A 15,047-nucleotide genomic window follows, 5' to 3' on the forward strand; every position below is an offset into this window, starting at 1 on the left:
AGACTCCACAGACCATGAGCAACAACGAGACAGCAGCGCTTCCCCTGCAGGCTTTGTACGAACTGCACACGGCCGCGCCGGCCGGGCGCGAGGGCATGCCGGCCTTTGCCGCCGAACTGGCAAAGCGCCTGGCCCAGGGGCGCGATGCCGAGGTGGCGGACTTCCTGCGCGACAGCAGCAGCCTGTGCCAGGAGCGGCTGCACCAGTTGCCCGGCGAGCATGCGCCCTGGCAGCGCGACCACGCGCTGTGGCTGGCGCTGGCGCGCATCAGCCTTCCGCTGGGACAGTTCTATGGAGGCAACCCGGGCGTGCCCCGGCGCAGTGCCGAGCTGACAGCAGAGCTGACGGCACTGGCCCGCGCCTGGCTGGATGACTGGGGCAGCCGCACCCACCAGCCCTGGAGACTGCGCGATGGCTACGACCTCGTGCTCAGGCAGGTGTTTGGCGTGCTGGGCCATGAAGGCATGTCCAGTGCCGATATCACCGGCCTGCTGCGCTGGGCGCGGGAACTGAGCGCAAAGGCCGGCATTGCGCCCGGCGCGCAGTACTACTGCCAGTGGCAGCACCTGCTGCACCAGCTGCCCGAGCCCGAACTGCTGGCCATGGCCATCGAGGACGGCGGCGGCCAGCTCAGCCGCGACATCGTCCAACGCCAGCTGCCGCTGCAGCGCACGCGGCCTGCAGCGCAGCGCTGGGCGCTGTGGCGGGATTTTTTTGCGCAATTCCCCGCCGTGCTTGACCAGCTGCGCCTGCCCGAGCCCGTGCTGATTGCATCGCGCTGGGAGACGGCCGATGCCGCGCGCCGCGACCTGCTGGCCCAGGACCTGTTCAAGGCCTTGTGCTTTGCCTCGGACGATGACTGGCCGCATGACCGTGTCCTGGTGGAGCGCATGCTGCAGACCGATGCCGCACCGCTGGCCGCCTGGTTCAAGCAACTGGGCCACCTGGCGATCAATCCCGCCGTGGCGCAGCGGCTGTGGGAAGCCCGGTGGCCGGCCCTGCTGTCGCTGCTATTGCCGGCCTGCGCAGACGGCTGCAAGCACGAATCCGACCGCGCCGGCTACGCCCCGGTGGCCGAGACCCTGCTGGCCGATCGCCCTGGCGACCTGGCCCGGCTGGCCGCCGGCCCGCTCACGCACCTGCTGCCCGCGCTGCGCGTGGACACGCTGCAGCGGCTGCTGCCGCAACTGGGCAAGGCCGCCTCCGGCAGTGCCTCCAAGGGTTTGCGTGCGGCGCTGGCACAGGCGCTGTCTGCCTTGCCCGTGGATGCGCCCCAGGCCGCCGGCTGGCTGGCCAAGCCCAACAAGAACCTGGTGCTGGCCTACCGCGATGTGCTGGTGGCCCATCCTGATCCGGCGTCTGGCAGCCTGCTGTCGGCACTGCTGTCCGGTGGATTGCTGGACGTGGCCGAGCAAGGCCCGGTGCAGGCGCGACTGAAGGATCTGGGTGCCGCAGCCCCGGTTGCGGACGCAGCCGGGTCACCTGGCGGCGAGGCCGTGCCTGCGGGCAGCGATGCCGGCTCCCTGGCAGAGCTTGAAGCCCAGGCCGCCAGCCTGCAGCGCCTGTCGCCCGCCATTGCCGCGCTGGACCAGCCGGCGCTGCTGGACCTGCTCGCGCCCCTGTCGGCCCAGGCCGCGCGTGCGCTGCTGCACCTGGCGGCCACCAGCCCGCAGGAGCTGCCGGCGCTGGCCCGCCAACTGCTGGCCCAGGCCAGCGCCGAGAACCGTGCGCGGCTGGCGCTGGCCCTGGTCCAGCACTGGGTGGCTGCCGATGGCGCGCCAGAATCGCGCTGGGTGCTCAAGCTGCTGCCCGGCGCGGCGGACGACCGCATCGTCGATGTGCTGTCCTCGGCCGCCCTGGCCTGGCACAAGACGCGCAAGGAGCGCGCCGTGGTCGCGCTGCAGCAGCTGGGCCGGCTCGACACGGTCTATGCCCTGTCCTGCGTGCAGGCCCTGGCCACCGGCAAGACGCTCAAGCCCAGCGTGCTGGCCGCCGCGCAGGCCGTGCTGGCCGAGGCCGCCGCGCGGCGCGGCATGGCGCTGGCCGACCTCGGCGACGAGCTGACTCCGGACTTCGACCTGGGCCGGGGCGTGCAATTGCAGGTGGGCGCGCAGACCTATGACGTGCTGCTGCAGGGCGACCTGTCGCTGCGCCTGCGCACACCGGCCGGCAAGCTGGCGCGCAGCCTGCCGGCCCTGGACGACGAGGGCCTGCGCACGGAGTGGGAGGCGGCCGCCGCGCGGCTCAAGACGCTGTCCAAGGGCATCAAGGCCGTGCTGCAGCAGCAGGCGCCGCGCCTGCAGTCCTGCCTGATGCTGGGCCGGCACTGGCCGCTGGCCACCTGGCGCAGCCTCTTCCTGGAGCACCCGCTGCTGCGCGTGGTGGCACAGGGCCTGGTCTGGCGGGCGGAGCCCGCGGCCGGCCAGCCGTTCAGCCTGCGCATTGCCGAGGACCTGTCCCTGGTCGATGCCGAGAGCGACGCGGTGCAACTGCCGGCCGAGGGCCGCATCGCCCTGTGGCACCCCGCGCAGGCCACCGAACAGGAGCGTGCGCAGTGGCGCGAATGCCTGGCCGACTACGGCCTCAAGGCCCTGATCGAGCAGGTCGATGCGCCCGCCGACCTGCCGCTGGCCAGCCAGTGGCAGCAGGAACTGCTGCAGCCCCTGGCACCGATACGCCTCACGCAGCAGGCGCTGGACGGCCTGGCAGGGCCATGGCGCTTTCATGCCGGCCCCGTGTGCGATGGCCCCGGCATCTACCTGCACCTGCGGGACTTTGCCGTGCAGCGCTGGCGCGTGGAGCTGCTGCACAGCGCGGCCATGCCGTACTACGAGCCCGGCCATGAGATCGACATCGAAGGCTTTGCCCTGCGCGACATGGTCGCCGACCGCCTGCTGCCCCCTGCCGAATGGCCGCTGCCGCTGCAGGCATCGCTGTGCGCCATGCTCCAGGCCCTGGCCTCGCGCGCCGCGGGCGCGGCAGCCGCAGCGGCTGCAGCCCAGGTTTGACTCCCTCCAGAACCCCTGAATCCATGACCTCTTCAACCCTAGAACACACCGACCAGGCCACGCTGGAGGAACTGAGCGCCTCGCTGCCACCCGCCGAACTGGTCCAGGTGCTGGCCAGCCGCATGCGCGCGGGCCGGCATGACGAAGTGGGCGCCTTCACGCGCAAGGCCTTCGACGACTATTCCAACCCCATCCGCGCCCTGGGTAACTTCGATCTGCCCTGGACCCATGACCATGACCTGTGGCTGGCCTTCGCGCGGCAGACCATCCCCTTCGGGCGCAGGATTGACGGCAGCCTGGACGGCGACATTCCACGCCATAGCCCCGAGCTTGCGGCCGAGTTCGAGCAGATGGCGCGCGCCAGCCTGGCCCGTCCACCTGCGCCGGACGGCGACAACGACTACCGTGAAATCCGCATCCTGGACATGTTCGGCTGGCTCTGGTACCCGGGCATCAGCCGCGAACGGGTGATGCAGCTGCTGGACTGGGCCGCAGAGCTGAACGTCCAGTCCGGCGCCAGGTATGACAGAGTCGACTGGAAGCTGCTGCTGGGCAGCCTGGACGACCAGGACCTGATGGAGCTGGCAGAGCGCGGCGGCGCGCTCTATGCCGACATCCGCGATGTCTACATGACGCGGCACAGCGACGTTCCGCACCCGCAGCGCTGCGCGCCCTGGTACGACTTCTACCGCCGCCATCCCGACTGGTTCGACGAAAAGCCCATCAACGAAGACCCGGGCCTGATCGCGCTGCGCTGGGACCTGGGCGCCGATGCCCAGCGGCGGCTGGAACTGGTCAACCTGCTGCTGGGCAGGGCGGACCGCGAGCCGGCTGATTACTTCATCCCCATTTTCGACCGCCTGGTGCGGGAGGATGCCGCGCCCTTCGTCGCCTGGATCGAAGGATGGCAGCCCAGATACCACTTCGATGCGGTGGTCGCCCAGCAGATCTGGACGGCACGCTACCCGGAGCTTTTGCCCCATCTGCTGCGCTGCATATTGCAGGTGTCGCGCATTGAGCCCTTCATCGGCCTGCTCAACCAGATGCTGGCCGAGCAGCCCGACTATCTGCGCGAGATTCCCACCGTGCGCCTGGCCCCGCTGCTGGCGCAGCTGGACCCGTCCATGCTGCATGCCCGGCTGCCCCTGCTGGGCGAACTGCTGGCGGCCAGCAGCTCGCGGGCGCTGCGCGAAGCGGTGGCGCGCTTCATGCAGGGACTGGATGAGCAGGCCGTAGGCGCTGTCTTCGAGTCCAACGCCTGGCTGCAGCGGCGCGAGAAAGCGATGCAGCTGGCCTGCCGCGACATCCTGCTGGCCCATCCCGATCCCGGGGTCGCGCCGCTGCTGCAGGCGCTGCTGCGCACGGGCCTGGACCTGGGCTCCGAAAGCATGGTCGAGGGCCGGCTGCTGGCCCTGGGCGTCCCCGTGCCGGGCGCTCTGACCGTGGCGCAGGGTGAGGGGGGCCGGGTGCCGCTTGACGCACTGGAGGCCCGCGTGGCGCGCTTCAAGCGCTTTTCCAGCAGCATCAAGGCCTACGACCAGCCCGAGACCCTGGCCCTGTTCGCGCCGCTGTCCGGGCATGCGGCACGCACCGTGCTGCACCTGGTGGCCACGGCCGAGGAAGAGCTGCCGCCGCTGGTGGAGCAGTTGCTGGCCCATGTGCCGGCCGAAAGCCGCGCCCAGCTGTCCCTGCACCTGGTCAATGCCTGGGTGGCCCTGGAGGGCGAGCCCAAGGCGCGCTGGGCGCTGCGGCTGGCCACCGGCCATGTCGATGACCGCCTGGTGCAGACCCTGGTGGCCGCCGTGAAGGCCTGGGGCTGGAGCAAGAAGCTGCGCGCCATCATCGCCGTGGAGCAGCTCGGTGCGCTGGACACGCTGTATGCGCTGTCCCAGGTCCAGACCCTGTCCAGCTCGCGCAAGCTCAAGGACCTGGTGATTGAAGCCACGCATGACGCGCTCAAGGCGGCCGCCCAGCGGCGCGGCCTGAGCCTGATCGAGCTGTATGACGAGCTGACGCCCGATTTCGGCCTGGGCGGCGAAGGCCTGGTGCTGGAGGTGGGCCCGCAGCGCTACCGCCTGCAGCTGCAGGGCGACCTGAGCCTGCGCGTGGTGGGCGACAAGGGCAAGGCCTCCAAGACCCTGCCTGCGCTCAAGGACGAATCGCTGCGTCTGCAGTGGAATGCGGCCCAGGCCGAATTCAAGACCGTTGCCGCTGGCGTCAAGGCCATCGCCAGGCAGCAGGTGCCGCGCCTGGGTACCGCCTTCATGACGGGACAGCGCTGGTCCGTCCCGCGCTGGCGCAGATTGTTCCTGCTGCATCCCCTGCTGCGCATCGTGGGCCGCAGCCTGATCTGGCGGTTGGAGCAGGGCGCGAGCTTTCGCATTGCCGAGGACTTTTCCCTGCTCGACGCCACCGACGATGCCGTGGAGCTGCCCGACGATGCGCAGGTGCTGCTCTGGCATCCGGTCGATGCCGCAGCGGGCGAGGTTGAGGCCTGGCGCACCTGCCTGGCCGACTACGAGCTGCAGCCGCTGATCGACCAGCTGCACGCAGGCGCACAACTGCCCGAAGCCGGGCAGTGGAAGAACCATGCCCTGCACCCCGCCGGCCCGCTGCAGATACGCCAGGGCGCGCTGTCCGGCCTGCTGGCCAAGTGGAACTACCGCCCCGGCCCCGTGGGGGACGGCCCCGGCATCTACGAGCACAGGCTGGACCTGGCAGGCCCGCAGCTGTACATCGAACTCCACCACGGGCGCTACCTGCCGTTCATGGACCTGGACAACCGCGTGGACATCACCCATGCCGTGATCTATGACAGCAGCCATCGCGGCGAAGATGGCCGCTGGCCCCGGCTGCAGCCGCAGCAGTGGCCGCGCGCACTGCAGGCCACGCTGATGGCGCAGTTCGCGGCCATCGCCGCCAAATCGGCCAGCACCAAAGAGAGCGACTGATGGCCACCAAACGCATTGCAGCGGCCACCCCGGAACCTGCCGCCCAGCGGCTGCCGGCCGAAATGGCCCACGCCCAGGAACTTGCGGCCCTGCAGGCCGCCGACCAGGGCCCGCGCCCCGACGGCTGGCGCCTGAGCCCGCGCTCCGTGCGGCGCTTCATCCTGGGCGGTGCGGAACCTGACGGCGGCGGGCCGGCCATCGCGCGCAAGATCCACGGCAACGATGCCCTGGTCGAGCGCGCCATCGTCACCCTGGCCGGCCAGCGCGGCCTGATGCTGGTGGGCGAGCCGGGCACGGCCAAGTCCCTGCTGTCCGAGCTGCTGGCCGCCGCCATCAGCGGCGACAGCAAGCTCGCCGTGCAGGGCGGTGCCGGCGTGGTGGAAGAGCAGATCCGCTATGGCTGGAACTACGCCCTGCTGCTGCGCGACGGCCCCGGCCCCGAGGCCCTGGTGCCCGGCCCGCTGCACCGCGCCATGGGGGAAGGGCGGCTGCTGCGTTTCGAGGAAATCACGCGCTGCTCCACCGAAGTGCAGGACTGCATGGTGCCCGTGCTCTCCGAGCGGCTGCTGCAGATTCCCGAACTCAAGCACGAGCAGCCCTGGCTGCTGGCACGGCCGGGCTTCAATGTGATTGCCACGGCCAACCTGCGCGATCGCGGCGTCAACGAGATGTCGGCCGCGCTCAAGCGCCGCTTCAACTTCGAGACCATGCGCCCGCTCGAAGGCGTGGCCGCGCAGGCCGCATTGATAGGGCAGGAGGTGGGCCGCGCACTGGCGCAGCAGCGCATCGGCACCACCGTCGCGCCCGATGTGCTGGCCCTGCTGGCCACGGCCTTCCAGGAGTTGCGCAGCGGCAGCGTGGAGGGTACGGCCGTGGAGCGGCCGGGCACCGTGCTGTCCACGGCCGAGGCCATCGACGTGGCCTTCAACGCCGCCTGCCAGTGCTGGTACTTCGGGCAGGAGCAGGTGGGACCCGCCCACCTGGCGCGCCACCTGCTGGGCACGGTGATCAAGGACGACGACGAGGACCGGCGCCGTTTCGCCGAATACCTGCGCGTGGTGGCACGCCAGCGCGCAGGGCAGCCGCAGTGGCAGGACTTTGTCGCAGGCGGCCGTGAGCACTGACGCTGCCGCGTGGCTGGCGCCGCTGCCGCAGCTGCGCCTGGTGCCCGTGCGCCACCACAGCCCGCGCTGCGCCCACCACCTGCGCGCGCTGATGCGCGAGTTCAAGCCCACCCACGTGCTGATCGAAGGCCCGGGCGAGCTCGATGCCCTGCTGCCCGCCCTGCAGCACGCCCAGGCGCGTCCCCCGCTGGCCGCCTACCTGCATGCGGCCATGGCCGAGCCCGGCGCGGCCGAGCAAGACTGGCGCTGCCGTTGCTACGTGCCCTTTGCCGCCTTCTCGCCCGAATGGGTGGCCCTGCGCGAGGCGGCGCGGCTGCGCAGCGCCGTGCGCTTCATCGACCTGCCCTATGCCGACAGGCTGGCGCAGGCCGCGCAGCTGGACTACTTCGCCTGCGCGCCCGAACCCCTGCTGGCCGACGAGCCCGCGCGGCGCGCGCCCGATGTGCTGGCCGGCCTCATCCAGGCCAGCGGCTGCCGCGACTTCGACGAATGGTGGGACCGGCATTACGAATCTGGCAACGAGGACGCCTCGCCCCAGACGTACTTTGCCGGCGTGCTGGCCTTCAGCCAGCTGCTGCGCGAGCAGGGCACGGGCGGCAGCGGCATGGATGCCGAGGACCTGGCGCGCGAGGCCCACATGGCCGCCCAGGTCAGCGCGGCCCTGGCCGAAGGCGGGCGCTGCCTGGTGGTCTGCGGCGGCTTCCATGTGCCCGGCATCGTTGCCGGCCTCTCGGCCCCCGCCCGGCCTGCGGACGCCAGGCCCGCCATCGATGTGGGCGTGCACCTCATTGCCTACACGCTGCAGCGGCTGGAGCGCGCCAGCGGCTACGCGGCCGGCATGCCCATGCCCGGCTACTACCAGGGCGTATGGCAGGCGCTGGAGCAGGGCGCCTTGCAGCCGGACAGCCATGCTTGGCCCGAGATGGCGGCACGCACCGTGAACAGCCTGCGCGCCCGGGGCATGCCCGCCAGCCTGCCTGACGCGGCCGAGGCCGTGCGCCTGGCCCATGGCCTGGCCGCCTTGCGCGCCTGCCGCGGCGGCCGGGCCGAGCTGCTGGAAGCGCTGGACAGCGCCGTGTTCAAGGAGCATGCCCAGGCCCTGCGACCGCAGCCTGTGGTGCAGCAGACCGGGCAGCAGACCGGGCAGCAGACTGGTCAATGGCTGCTGGACGCCGACGACTACGGCCAGTTGCCACCCAACGCGCCGGCCGCCCCGCTGCTGGTCGATGTGCAGGCCTTCTGCCTGCGCCACCGCCTGCCCGTGCGGCCTGCCGCGCCCGTGCGCAAGGAGCTGGACATCTACCGCAGCGCGCGCCACCGCCGGCTGTCGCAGGGGCTGCACCGCCTATGCTACCTGGGCGTGCCCTATGCGCAGCGCCTGGCCGGGCCGGACTTCGTGGCGGGCACGGGCCTGGCGCGTGTGCGCGAGGTCTGGACGCTGGGCTGGCAGGTCGAGACCACGGTGGCCCTGACCGAGGCCATGTGCCACGGCTCCAGCCTGGAGGAAGCCGCGGTGCACCTGGTACGCGAGCGCCTGGCGCAGACGGCCCACACGGAGCCCGCGCAGCGCGTGCTGGATGTGCTGGTCATGGGCCTGGACGGCATTGCCCAGCAGGTGCTGGACACCGTGCAGGCCTGGATGGAGCGCAGCCACGACGCGCTGGCCCTGGCCCGCGCCACGGGCTGCCTGGCCCTGGCCTACGAAGCCCGCCATGCGCTGGGCGGCGTGGGCCTGGCGCGCCTGCTGCCGCTGCTGCAGCGCTGCTTTGCCCAGGCCTGCCTGCGCCTGCCCTGGCTGGGCGAGGGCGATGCATCCCAGCAGGCACAGGCCCTGGATGCCCTGGCCGATCTGCACGGCATGGTCTGCCGCCACGCGCCCTGGACCGACGCCGGCCTGTTCCACGATGCCTGTGCCGCCCTGCATGAGGCAGGCGCCGACAGCACGCCCGCGCGCGTGCGCGGCGCCACGGCCGGCATTCTGAGCATGGCCGGCCGCTGGCAGATCGCGCAGACCGATGCCGCCCTGCGCGCCATGCTGGGCCTGGCGCAGGTCGATGGCGCCGCCATGGGCGAATACCTGCAGGGCTTTGTGCGCGTGGCCAAGGGCTGGCTGCTCAGCCATCCGCCGCTGCTGCGCCTGCTCAGTGACGGCATTGCGCACTGGCCGGAAGACGCCTTCCTGGCCGGCCTGCCCGCATTGCGGCTGGCCTTTGCCCAGCTGACCCGTGCCGAACTGCGGCAGCTGGCCGGGCGGCTGGCGGGTCTGTCGGGCGCGGCCACGCCACCTGGCGCAACCACGCTGGCCTCCGTGCACCTGCCATCGGACGAGGCCCTGGCGCACAGCCGCGCCCTGGCGGCCCAGGTGGGCCGGCTGCTGCAACCCTGGGGACTGTCATGAGCCGGGAAGATCCGCCAATGCACGAGCCGCCAATGCAGGAACAGGCAATCGATGCCGCCACCCTGCGGCGCTGGCGCCTCATCCTCGGGCCGGAAGCCGCCCAGCCCCTGGCTGCGGCGCAGCCGTTCGATGACGCCGATGCGCGCCGCGACGCGGCACTGGACTATCTCTACCAGCGCGAGCACCGCCTGCGCGAGCAGCCCGACGGTGCAGGCACCGACGCCTGGCAGGGCACAGGCGGGCTGTCCGCGCGCCAGGGCGGCAGCGGCGTGCCGGAGCCGCAGGCCGTGCACTGGCTGGGCGAGGTGCGCGACCTGTTCCCGCGCAGCGCCGTGGAAACGCTGCAGCGCGATGCGCTGTCGCGCTATGGGCTCCATGGCCTGCTCAGTGATCCCCAGGTCCTGGCCGAGGCCACGCCCAGCATCGAACTGGTGGCCGCCTTGATGGCGGTGCGCACCAGCCTGCCCCCCGAGGTGCTGGCCGAGGCCCGCCGGCTGGTGGCGCGCGTGGTGGCCGATCTGCAGGCGCGGCTGTCCTCGCGCGTGCACTCGGCCCTGGGGCGGCGGCGCAGGCGCCGCAGCAGCCGGGGCCAGGGGCAGATGAGCGATCTGGACTGGCCGCGCACCCTGCGCCACAACCTGCGCCACTACCAGAGCGAGGAGCAGGTGCTGGTGCTGGAGCGCCTGTTCTTCAGGGAGAACGAAGCACAGCGCCTGACCTGGGACCTGTGGCTGGTGGTGGACCAGAGCGGGTCCATGCATGAATCCGTCATCCACAGCGCCGTCATGGGCAGCATCTTTGCGCGCGTGCGCGCCCTGCGCACCCATGTGCTGCTGTTCTCCGATGCGGTGGCCGATGTCACCGGCCAGCTGCATGCGCCCGAAGAGCTGCTGCTGGGCGCGCAACTGGGCGGGGGCACCAACATCGGCGCGGCACTGGCGCATGTGGCCGGGCAGCTTGCCGCGCCGCGCCGCAGCGTGATCGTGCTGATCACCGACCTGTACGAAGGCCATGACGAGGCCCGCGTCATCGCCGAGACAGAGCGGCTGGTTGCCAGTGGTGCGCGCGTGCTGGTGCTGGCTGCGCTGGACCGCCGCGCCAACCCCGACTATGACCGCGACCTGGCCGCGCAACTGGTGGCGCAACTGGTGGCGCGCGGCGCCCAGGTTGCCGCCATGACGCCCGACCATCTGGTGGATTGGCTGGCCCGGGCCATGCAGGGAGGGCGGCCCTCATGATGCAGGAATGGCTGCGCACCCTGGACGATGACGCCATTGCCGACTGGGCCAACAAGGGCCTGCTCAAGCGCGGGGCCAAGGCTCTGGCGGCGGTGGATGCAGGGCAGTGGGAACTGGCGGCCAACCAGGCCTGCGCCGGCATCGAAGGCCATGTCCAGACCCTGGCCGGCGCGGGCTTTGCCACGCTGCAATGCAGCTGCCCCGCCTTTGGCCCCTGCCACCATCTGTGCGCCTTGCTGCTGGGCCTGCGGGCGCGGCTGGCCCACGAGACCCCGGCCGATGGCATGGCCCAGGCGCCTGCTGCCCCGTGGCTCGACGGCGATGCCGGCGCCGTGGCCCAGGCCTTTGGAATGGCCGCCCAGCGCAAGGCCTTGCGCTGGATGGCCCAGGGCTTCGAGGCGGTGCTGGAAGAGGCCCCGGCCACCCTGATCGGCGAACTGTCCAACCCCGACGAAGTCACCGTGCGCCTGCCGCGTGCCGGTGGCCTGGCGGCGGCCAGTTGCAGCTGCAAGGCAGCGGCCTGCGCCCACCGCGCCCTGGTGGCATTGCAGGCCCGGCGCCTGGCGGGCGCACCCATGCCGGAGCTGCCGGCGCATGCGCTGGAAGCCGGCGCACTGCAGCGGCTGGCCCAGGCGCGCCAATGGCTGACCGGTTGGGTGCTGCAGGGCCGTGCCGGCATGAGCCCGGCCTTCCTCGACCAGGGCGAGGCACTGGCCACCGAACTGCGCCAGGCCGACCTGCCGCGCCCTGCCAGCGTGCTCAACCTGCTGGTACGCGCCTTGCGTGACGAGCGCGCAGGGCGTGCCGGTGCAGCCGAACGCGTGGCTCCCCTGCTGGCCGCGCTGTGGATGCTGCTGCGCGGCCTGTCCCAGCAACCCCTGCCTCGGCCCCTGCAGGAGCTGGCTGGCGTGCATAGGCGCAGCTACCGGCGCGTGCAAGGCCTGTGCCTGCATGCCGTGGCGGCCGAGCTGTGGCTGGCGCGCGGAGGGCAGCGCGGTTTTTCGGTGCACTTGCAGGATGCGGCCAGCGGCCGGTTCCTGACCTGGTCGGCATCGCGCGCTGAGGGCTTTGATCCGCAATGGGAGCCTGCCCAGGCGCTGGAATCGGAAACCCTGGGCGGCCTCACGGCAAGGCAGCTGCTGCAAGGTCCTCATGTGCTGGTGGACGGCTGGGTCAGCGACGACGGCCGCCTTTCGGCGCGGGATGCCACCCGGCTGGTGGCGGCCCAGGCGGCCGGCCCCTTGCCGGGGGCCGACGACCCCCAGGTCCTGCTGCGTCGCCATCTGCAGGAGCTGCATGCCGACCCCTGGCGCCAGCAGCCGCCCCTTTGGGCGCGATGGAAGGTGAGCGGCAGCGGCCTGCCGCAGACTGACCTGCTGCTGCAGCGCTGGACGATGGAGCTGCAACCGCAGCTGCCAACCTCCGGCCCCGTCATATGCCTGGCCGGCGATCTGCACGGCATGCACGGCAGGGCGGGCGAGGCCCTGCGCCGGGAGCTGGCGTGCGGCCGGGTGCTGCAGGAGGTCTTTGGCCGCGTGGAATTCGTGGCCGGGCGATTGCAGATGGCCGTGGCATCGGTGCGCTGGCGGGACAGTACGGACTGGCACCATCCCAGCACGGCCTGGAAGCCGCCGCCAGCGCAGGGCAGCAGGGAGAAACAGCCATGAGCACGGCACCGAACGAAAACGCCGAGGCGCCGCTGCGCCATTGGCTGGCACAGGGCCAGGTCTGGCTGGCCGATATGCAGGCCGCAGGCCTGGTGGGTGCCGGCGCACCGCTGCTGGCCGCAGGCCGGGCCTGGGCCGATCAGGCCGCACTGCTGGGCTGGTCCGCCCTGGCACGGCAGATGGACAGCGTGCTGGACCCGCAGCTCGCGCCGGTGGAGCGCGCGGCCGCCCTGCTCGATATCGCGGTCTGGGTCATGACCGCGCAGCGGCTGCAGGCCGCTGCGGATCAGTCCTTGCCCTGAAAAAAGCCATTGAGCTCGGCGCCCGGCGTGGCCTGGGCGAACGCGTCGAAGCGCCCCGTCTCGGCAATGGAGCGCGCCGCATGCAGAAAGCCGCCCCAGGCTGCGCGCGCCAGTGCGCCGCCCACGCTGATGCGGCGCACGCCCATGGCCTCGGCATCCTGCAGGCTCCATTCGCTGGCCCCTCCGATCAGCAGATTCACCGGCTTGGGTGCCACGGCCGCCACCACGGCACGGATCTGCTCGGCGCTGCGGATGCCGGGTGCGTACAGGCAGTCCGCGCCGGCCTCGGCATAGGCCTTGAGCCGGGCAATGGTGTCGTCCAGATCGGGCCGGCCCACGAAGAAATTCTCCGCACGCCCGACCAGCAAGGTGCTGCCGCCTGCCTCGTCGATGGCAGCGCGGGCGGCGCGCAGCCGGGCCACGGCGTCCTCGATGCTGCGCAAGGGGTTGGCCGCATCGCCTGTCGAATCCTCGATGGACAGCCCTGCCACGCCGGTGTCCAAGGCCATGCGAACGCTCTCTGCCACCTCCTGCGGACCCAGGCCGAAGCCGCTTTCAAAGTCCGCGTTCACGGGCAGGTCGGTGGCCGCGACCAGGGTGCGCAGATGCGCCAGGGTCATGTCGCGCGAGATGGCGCCATCGGGCCTGCCCAGCGACCATGCATGGCCCGAGCTGGTGCTGGCCAGCGCCTTGAAGCCCAGGCCCTGCAGCATGCGGGCGCTGCCGGCGTCCCATGGATTGGGCAGTACAAAGCAGCCCTGGCGGTGCAGGGCCCGGAAGCTGGCACGTTTTTGTTCGGTGGTAGGGGTCATGGAACACTCCGTTTTGACTCTTGAGAAACTCAAGCATCGATTCTCCAAGGCCTGTGAACGCTATCCACCGCCACAGGCTGAATGGCTGCTGGACCTGCCGAGGCACCAACTTCTGCGCATCTTCCTGCATCACTGCCTGGGTTGCATCTTGACGGGCTACCGTTCGTCAGTTCGATTCGCCCCAGCACACATTGCGTTACGATGCCGCGGCTCTCAAATGAAAGCCGTCCTGGGCGAGTGTGTCGCAACGCCTTGGCTGCTATCGGAGGGACGGCTTCACCACGGCATTCTTTTGCCCAGATCATTCGACATGCAGACTCCGACCTCAGCCCTGCCGAGCACCACCTTCACCACCGAGCAGTGCCTGGAGGCGGACAGGTTCGACGCTTGGCGCAGCGGCATCTCTGTACTGTTCGATGTGACCCCGCTGGAGCGCGGTACGGTGCGCGGCGGCTTCCACGCCTCGGTAGATGCAGTCCACTTGGGACAATTGCTTTTGGGAGACCTGCGCTTCGGTGCACAGCGCTTCTCGCGCGGACATGCACGCGCGGCCCACGACGGGCTGGACCACTATCTGGTGCAGTGGTACCGGGGAGGCGGCTTCACAGGGCGCTGTGACGATGGTCACGAGCTGACGGTGCAAGCAGGTGATGTGGTCTTCTTCGACATGGCTCGCTGCCAGCATACCGTTGCGGACGACTCCCATGTGCTCTCGTTGATCGTGCCCCGCAGCCTTGGCGACCAGGCAATGGGTGCATCGAGTTCAGGCTTGCACGGAACCGTGTTGACCCGCAGCAGCATCTTCGCCGGGCTATTGGCAGATCATCTTTGCGCTCTGCAGCGACGCCTGCCTTCCATCGGCCTGGAGCAGGCTGACGACATAGTGCATGCCACTACCCAGATGCTGGCGGCCTGCCTGCGCCCCAGTCTACGGACGGTGGCCGAGGCTCGGACTGAATTGCAGGCAGCAATGCTGGACCGTATCAAGCGCCATATCGCGCGAAACCTGGCCGCTCCCCTCTCGCCCGAGCTGCTTTGCCGGTGCTTCGGCATCTCACGTCACCGGCTCTACCACCTTTTCGAACCTTTGGGGGGTGTGATGCGCTATGTGCAGCAGCGACGGTTGCAAGAGGCCTTCCATGCCCTGTCAAACCCTGCCTACCGACGCCTGCGTGTCGCCGAGGTGGCCGCACGCCTGGGCTTTGCCAGTGAGGCCCACTTCAGCCGCGCATTCCGGGCCAAATTCGGCCACACACCCAGCGACATACGCGCCATGGCGAATTCCACACGCGCGGCATGCATCAAGCCTCCTTCCGGGACCACTCCCGCCACCGTGGAGTATGCGGACTGGCTGCTTGGGCTCATGGCCTGATCGCCGGATGGATGGTCTTGCCCCAGGCTGACGCTCAGTCGAAAACGTCAGGGGCTTCTGCATGCAGGATGCTCTGTGTGCAACTGCACCTGGTCTCCCTGGCCTCTGAAAGCCTTTTCATGCTTGCATCAGGAGGAAAGATTTCCGTGTCCCTAGTCTCCAGGGTGGACACCCG

Annotated in this window: 9 protein-coding genes; 8 read left to right on the plus strand and 1 reads right to left on the minus strand. The window is 70.6% G+C overall.

The annotated features are described in order from the left end of the window. Positions 1–14: 14 nt before the first annotated feature. The 7 genes from G4D77_RS29240 to G4D77_RS29270 are packed head-to-tail and all read left to right on the plus strand — an operon-like array spanning position 15 to position 12,688. On the plus strand, positions 15–3,008 hold the full coding sequence (locus G4D77_RS29240; protein ID WP_154834176.1) for a DUF4132 domain-containing protein: 2,994 nt from the start codon (positions 15–17) through the stop codon (positions 3,006–3,008). Between the two features lie 23 nt (positions 3,009–3,031). Beyond that, positions 3,032–5,959 carry a DUF4132 domain-containing protein gene (locus G4D77_RS29245; RefSeq protein WP_154834177.1) on the plus strand — a complete coding sequence of 976 codons (2,928 nt, stop codon included), beginning with the start codon at positions 3,032–3,034 and terminating at the stop codon, positions 5,957–5,959. Continuing rightward, positions 5,959–7,083, plus strand: a complete 1,125-nt coding sequence (locus tag G4D77_RS29250) for an ATP-binding protein (protein WP_154834178.1) — start codon at positions 5,959–5,961, stop codon at positions 7,081–7,083. Before G4D77_RS29245 ends, G4D77_RS29250 begins: the two co-directional genes overlap by 1 nt. After that, entirely contained in the window at positions 7,073–9,481 is a 2,409-nt protein-coding gene (locus G4D77_RS29255; protein ID WP_154834179.1) for a DUF5682 family protein, read from the plus strand. Before G4D77_RS29250 ends, G4D77_RS29255 begins: the two co-directional genes overlap by 11 nt. A gap of 32 nt (positions 9,482–9,513) precedes the next feature. Further along, positions 9,514–10,719, plus strand: coding sequence for a VWA domain-containing protein (locus G4D77_RS29260; protein ID WP_213757821.1), 1,206 nt, complete (start codon positions 9,514–9,516; stop codon positions 10,717–10,719). Next, positions 10,716–12,386, plus strand: coding sequence for an SWIM zinc finger family protein (locus tag G4D77_RS29265; protein ID WP_154834181.1), 1,671 nt, complete (start codon positions 10,716–10,718; stop codon positions 12,384–12,386). Before G4D77_RS29260 ends, G4D77_RS29265 begins: the two co-directional genes overlap by 4 nt. Beyond that, positions 12,383–12,688, plus strand: a complete 306-nt coding sequence (locus tag G4D77_RS29270) for a hypothetical protein (RefSeq protein ID WP_154834182.1) — start codon at positions 12,383–12,385, stop codon at positions 12,686–12,688. The genes G4D77_RS29265 and G4D77_RS29270 overlap by 4 nt, the downstream gene beginning before the upstream one ends. Here the strand turns inward: G4D77_RS29270 and G4D77_RS29275 are convergent. Then, positions 12,673–13,500: an isocitrate lyase/PEP mutase family protein gene (locus tag G4D77_RS29275; protein WP_016451625.1), complete on the minus strand. Its 828-nt coding sequence runs from the start codon at positions 13,498–13,500 to the stop codon at positions 12,673–12,675. The two genes, G4D77_RS29270 and G4D77_RS29275, sit on opposite strands and share 16 nt — an antisense overlap. On the opposite strand from G4D77_RS29275, the gene G4D77_RS29280 reads away from it, so the two are divergent. Next, the gene (locus G4D77_RS29280) at positions 13,499–14,872 is read left to right on the plus strand and encodes a helix-turn-helix domain-containing protein (RefSeq protein WP_227740991.1); all 1,374 of its coding nucleotides are present in this window, start codon (positions 13,499–13,501) and stop codon (positions 14,870–14,872) included. The two genes, G4D77_RS29275 and G4D77_RS29280, sit on opposite strands and share 2 nt — an antisense overlap. The last annotated feature ends 175 nt before the right edge of the window (positions 14,873–15,047 follow it).

Source organism: Delftia sp. WY8 (assembly GCF_018437695.1).
GTDB lineage: Bacteria > Pseudomonadota > Gammaproteobacteria > Burkholderiales > Burkholderiaceae_C > Comamonas > Comamonas tsuruhatensis.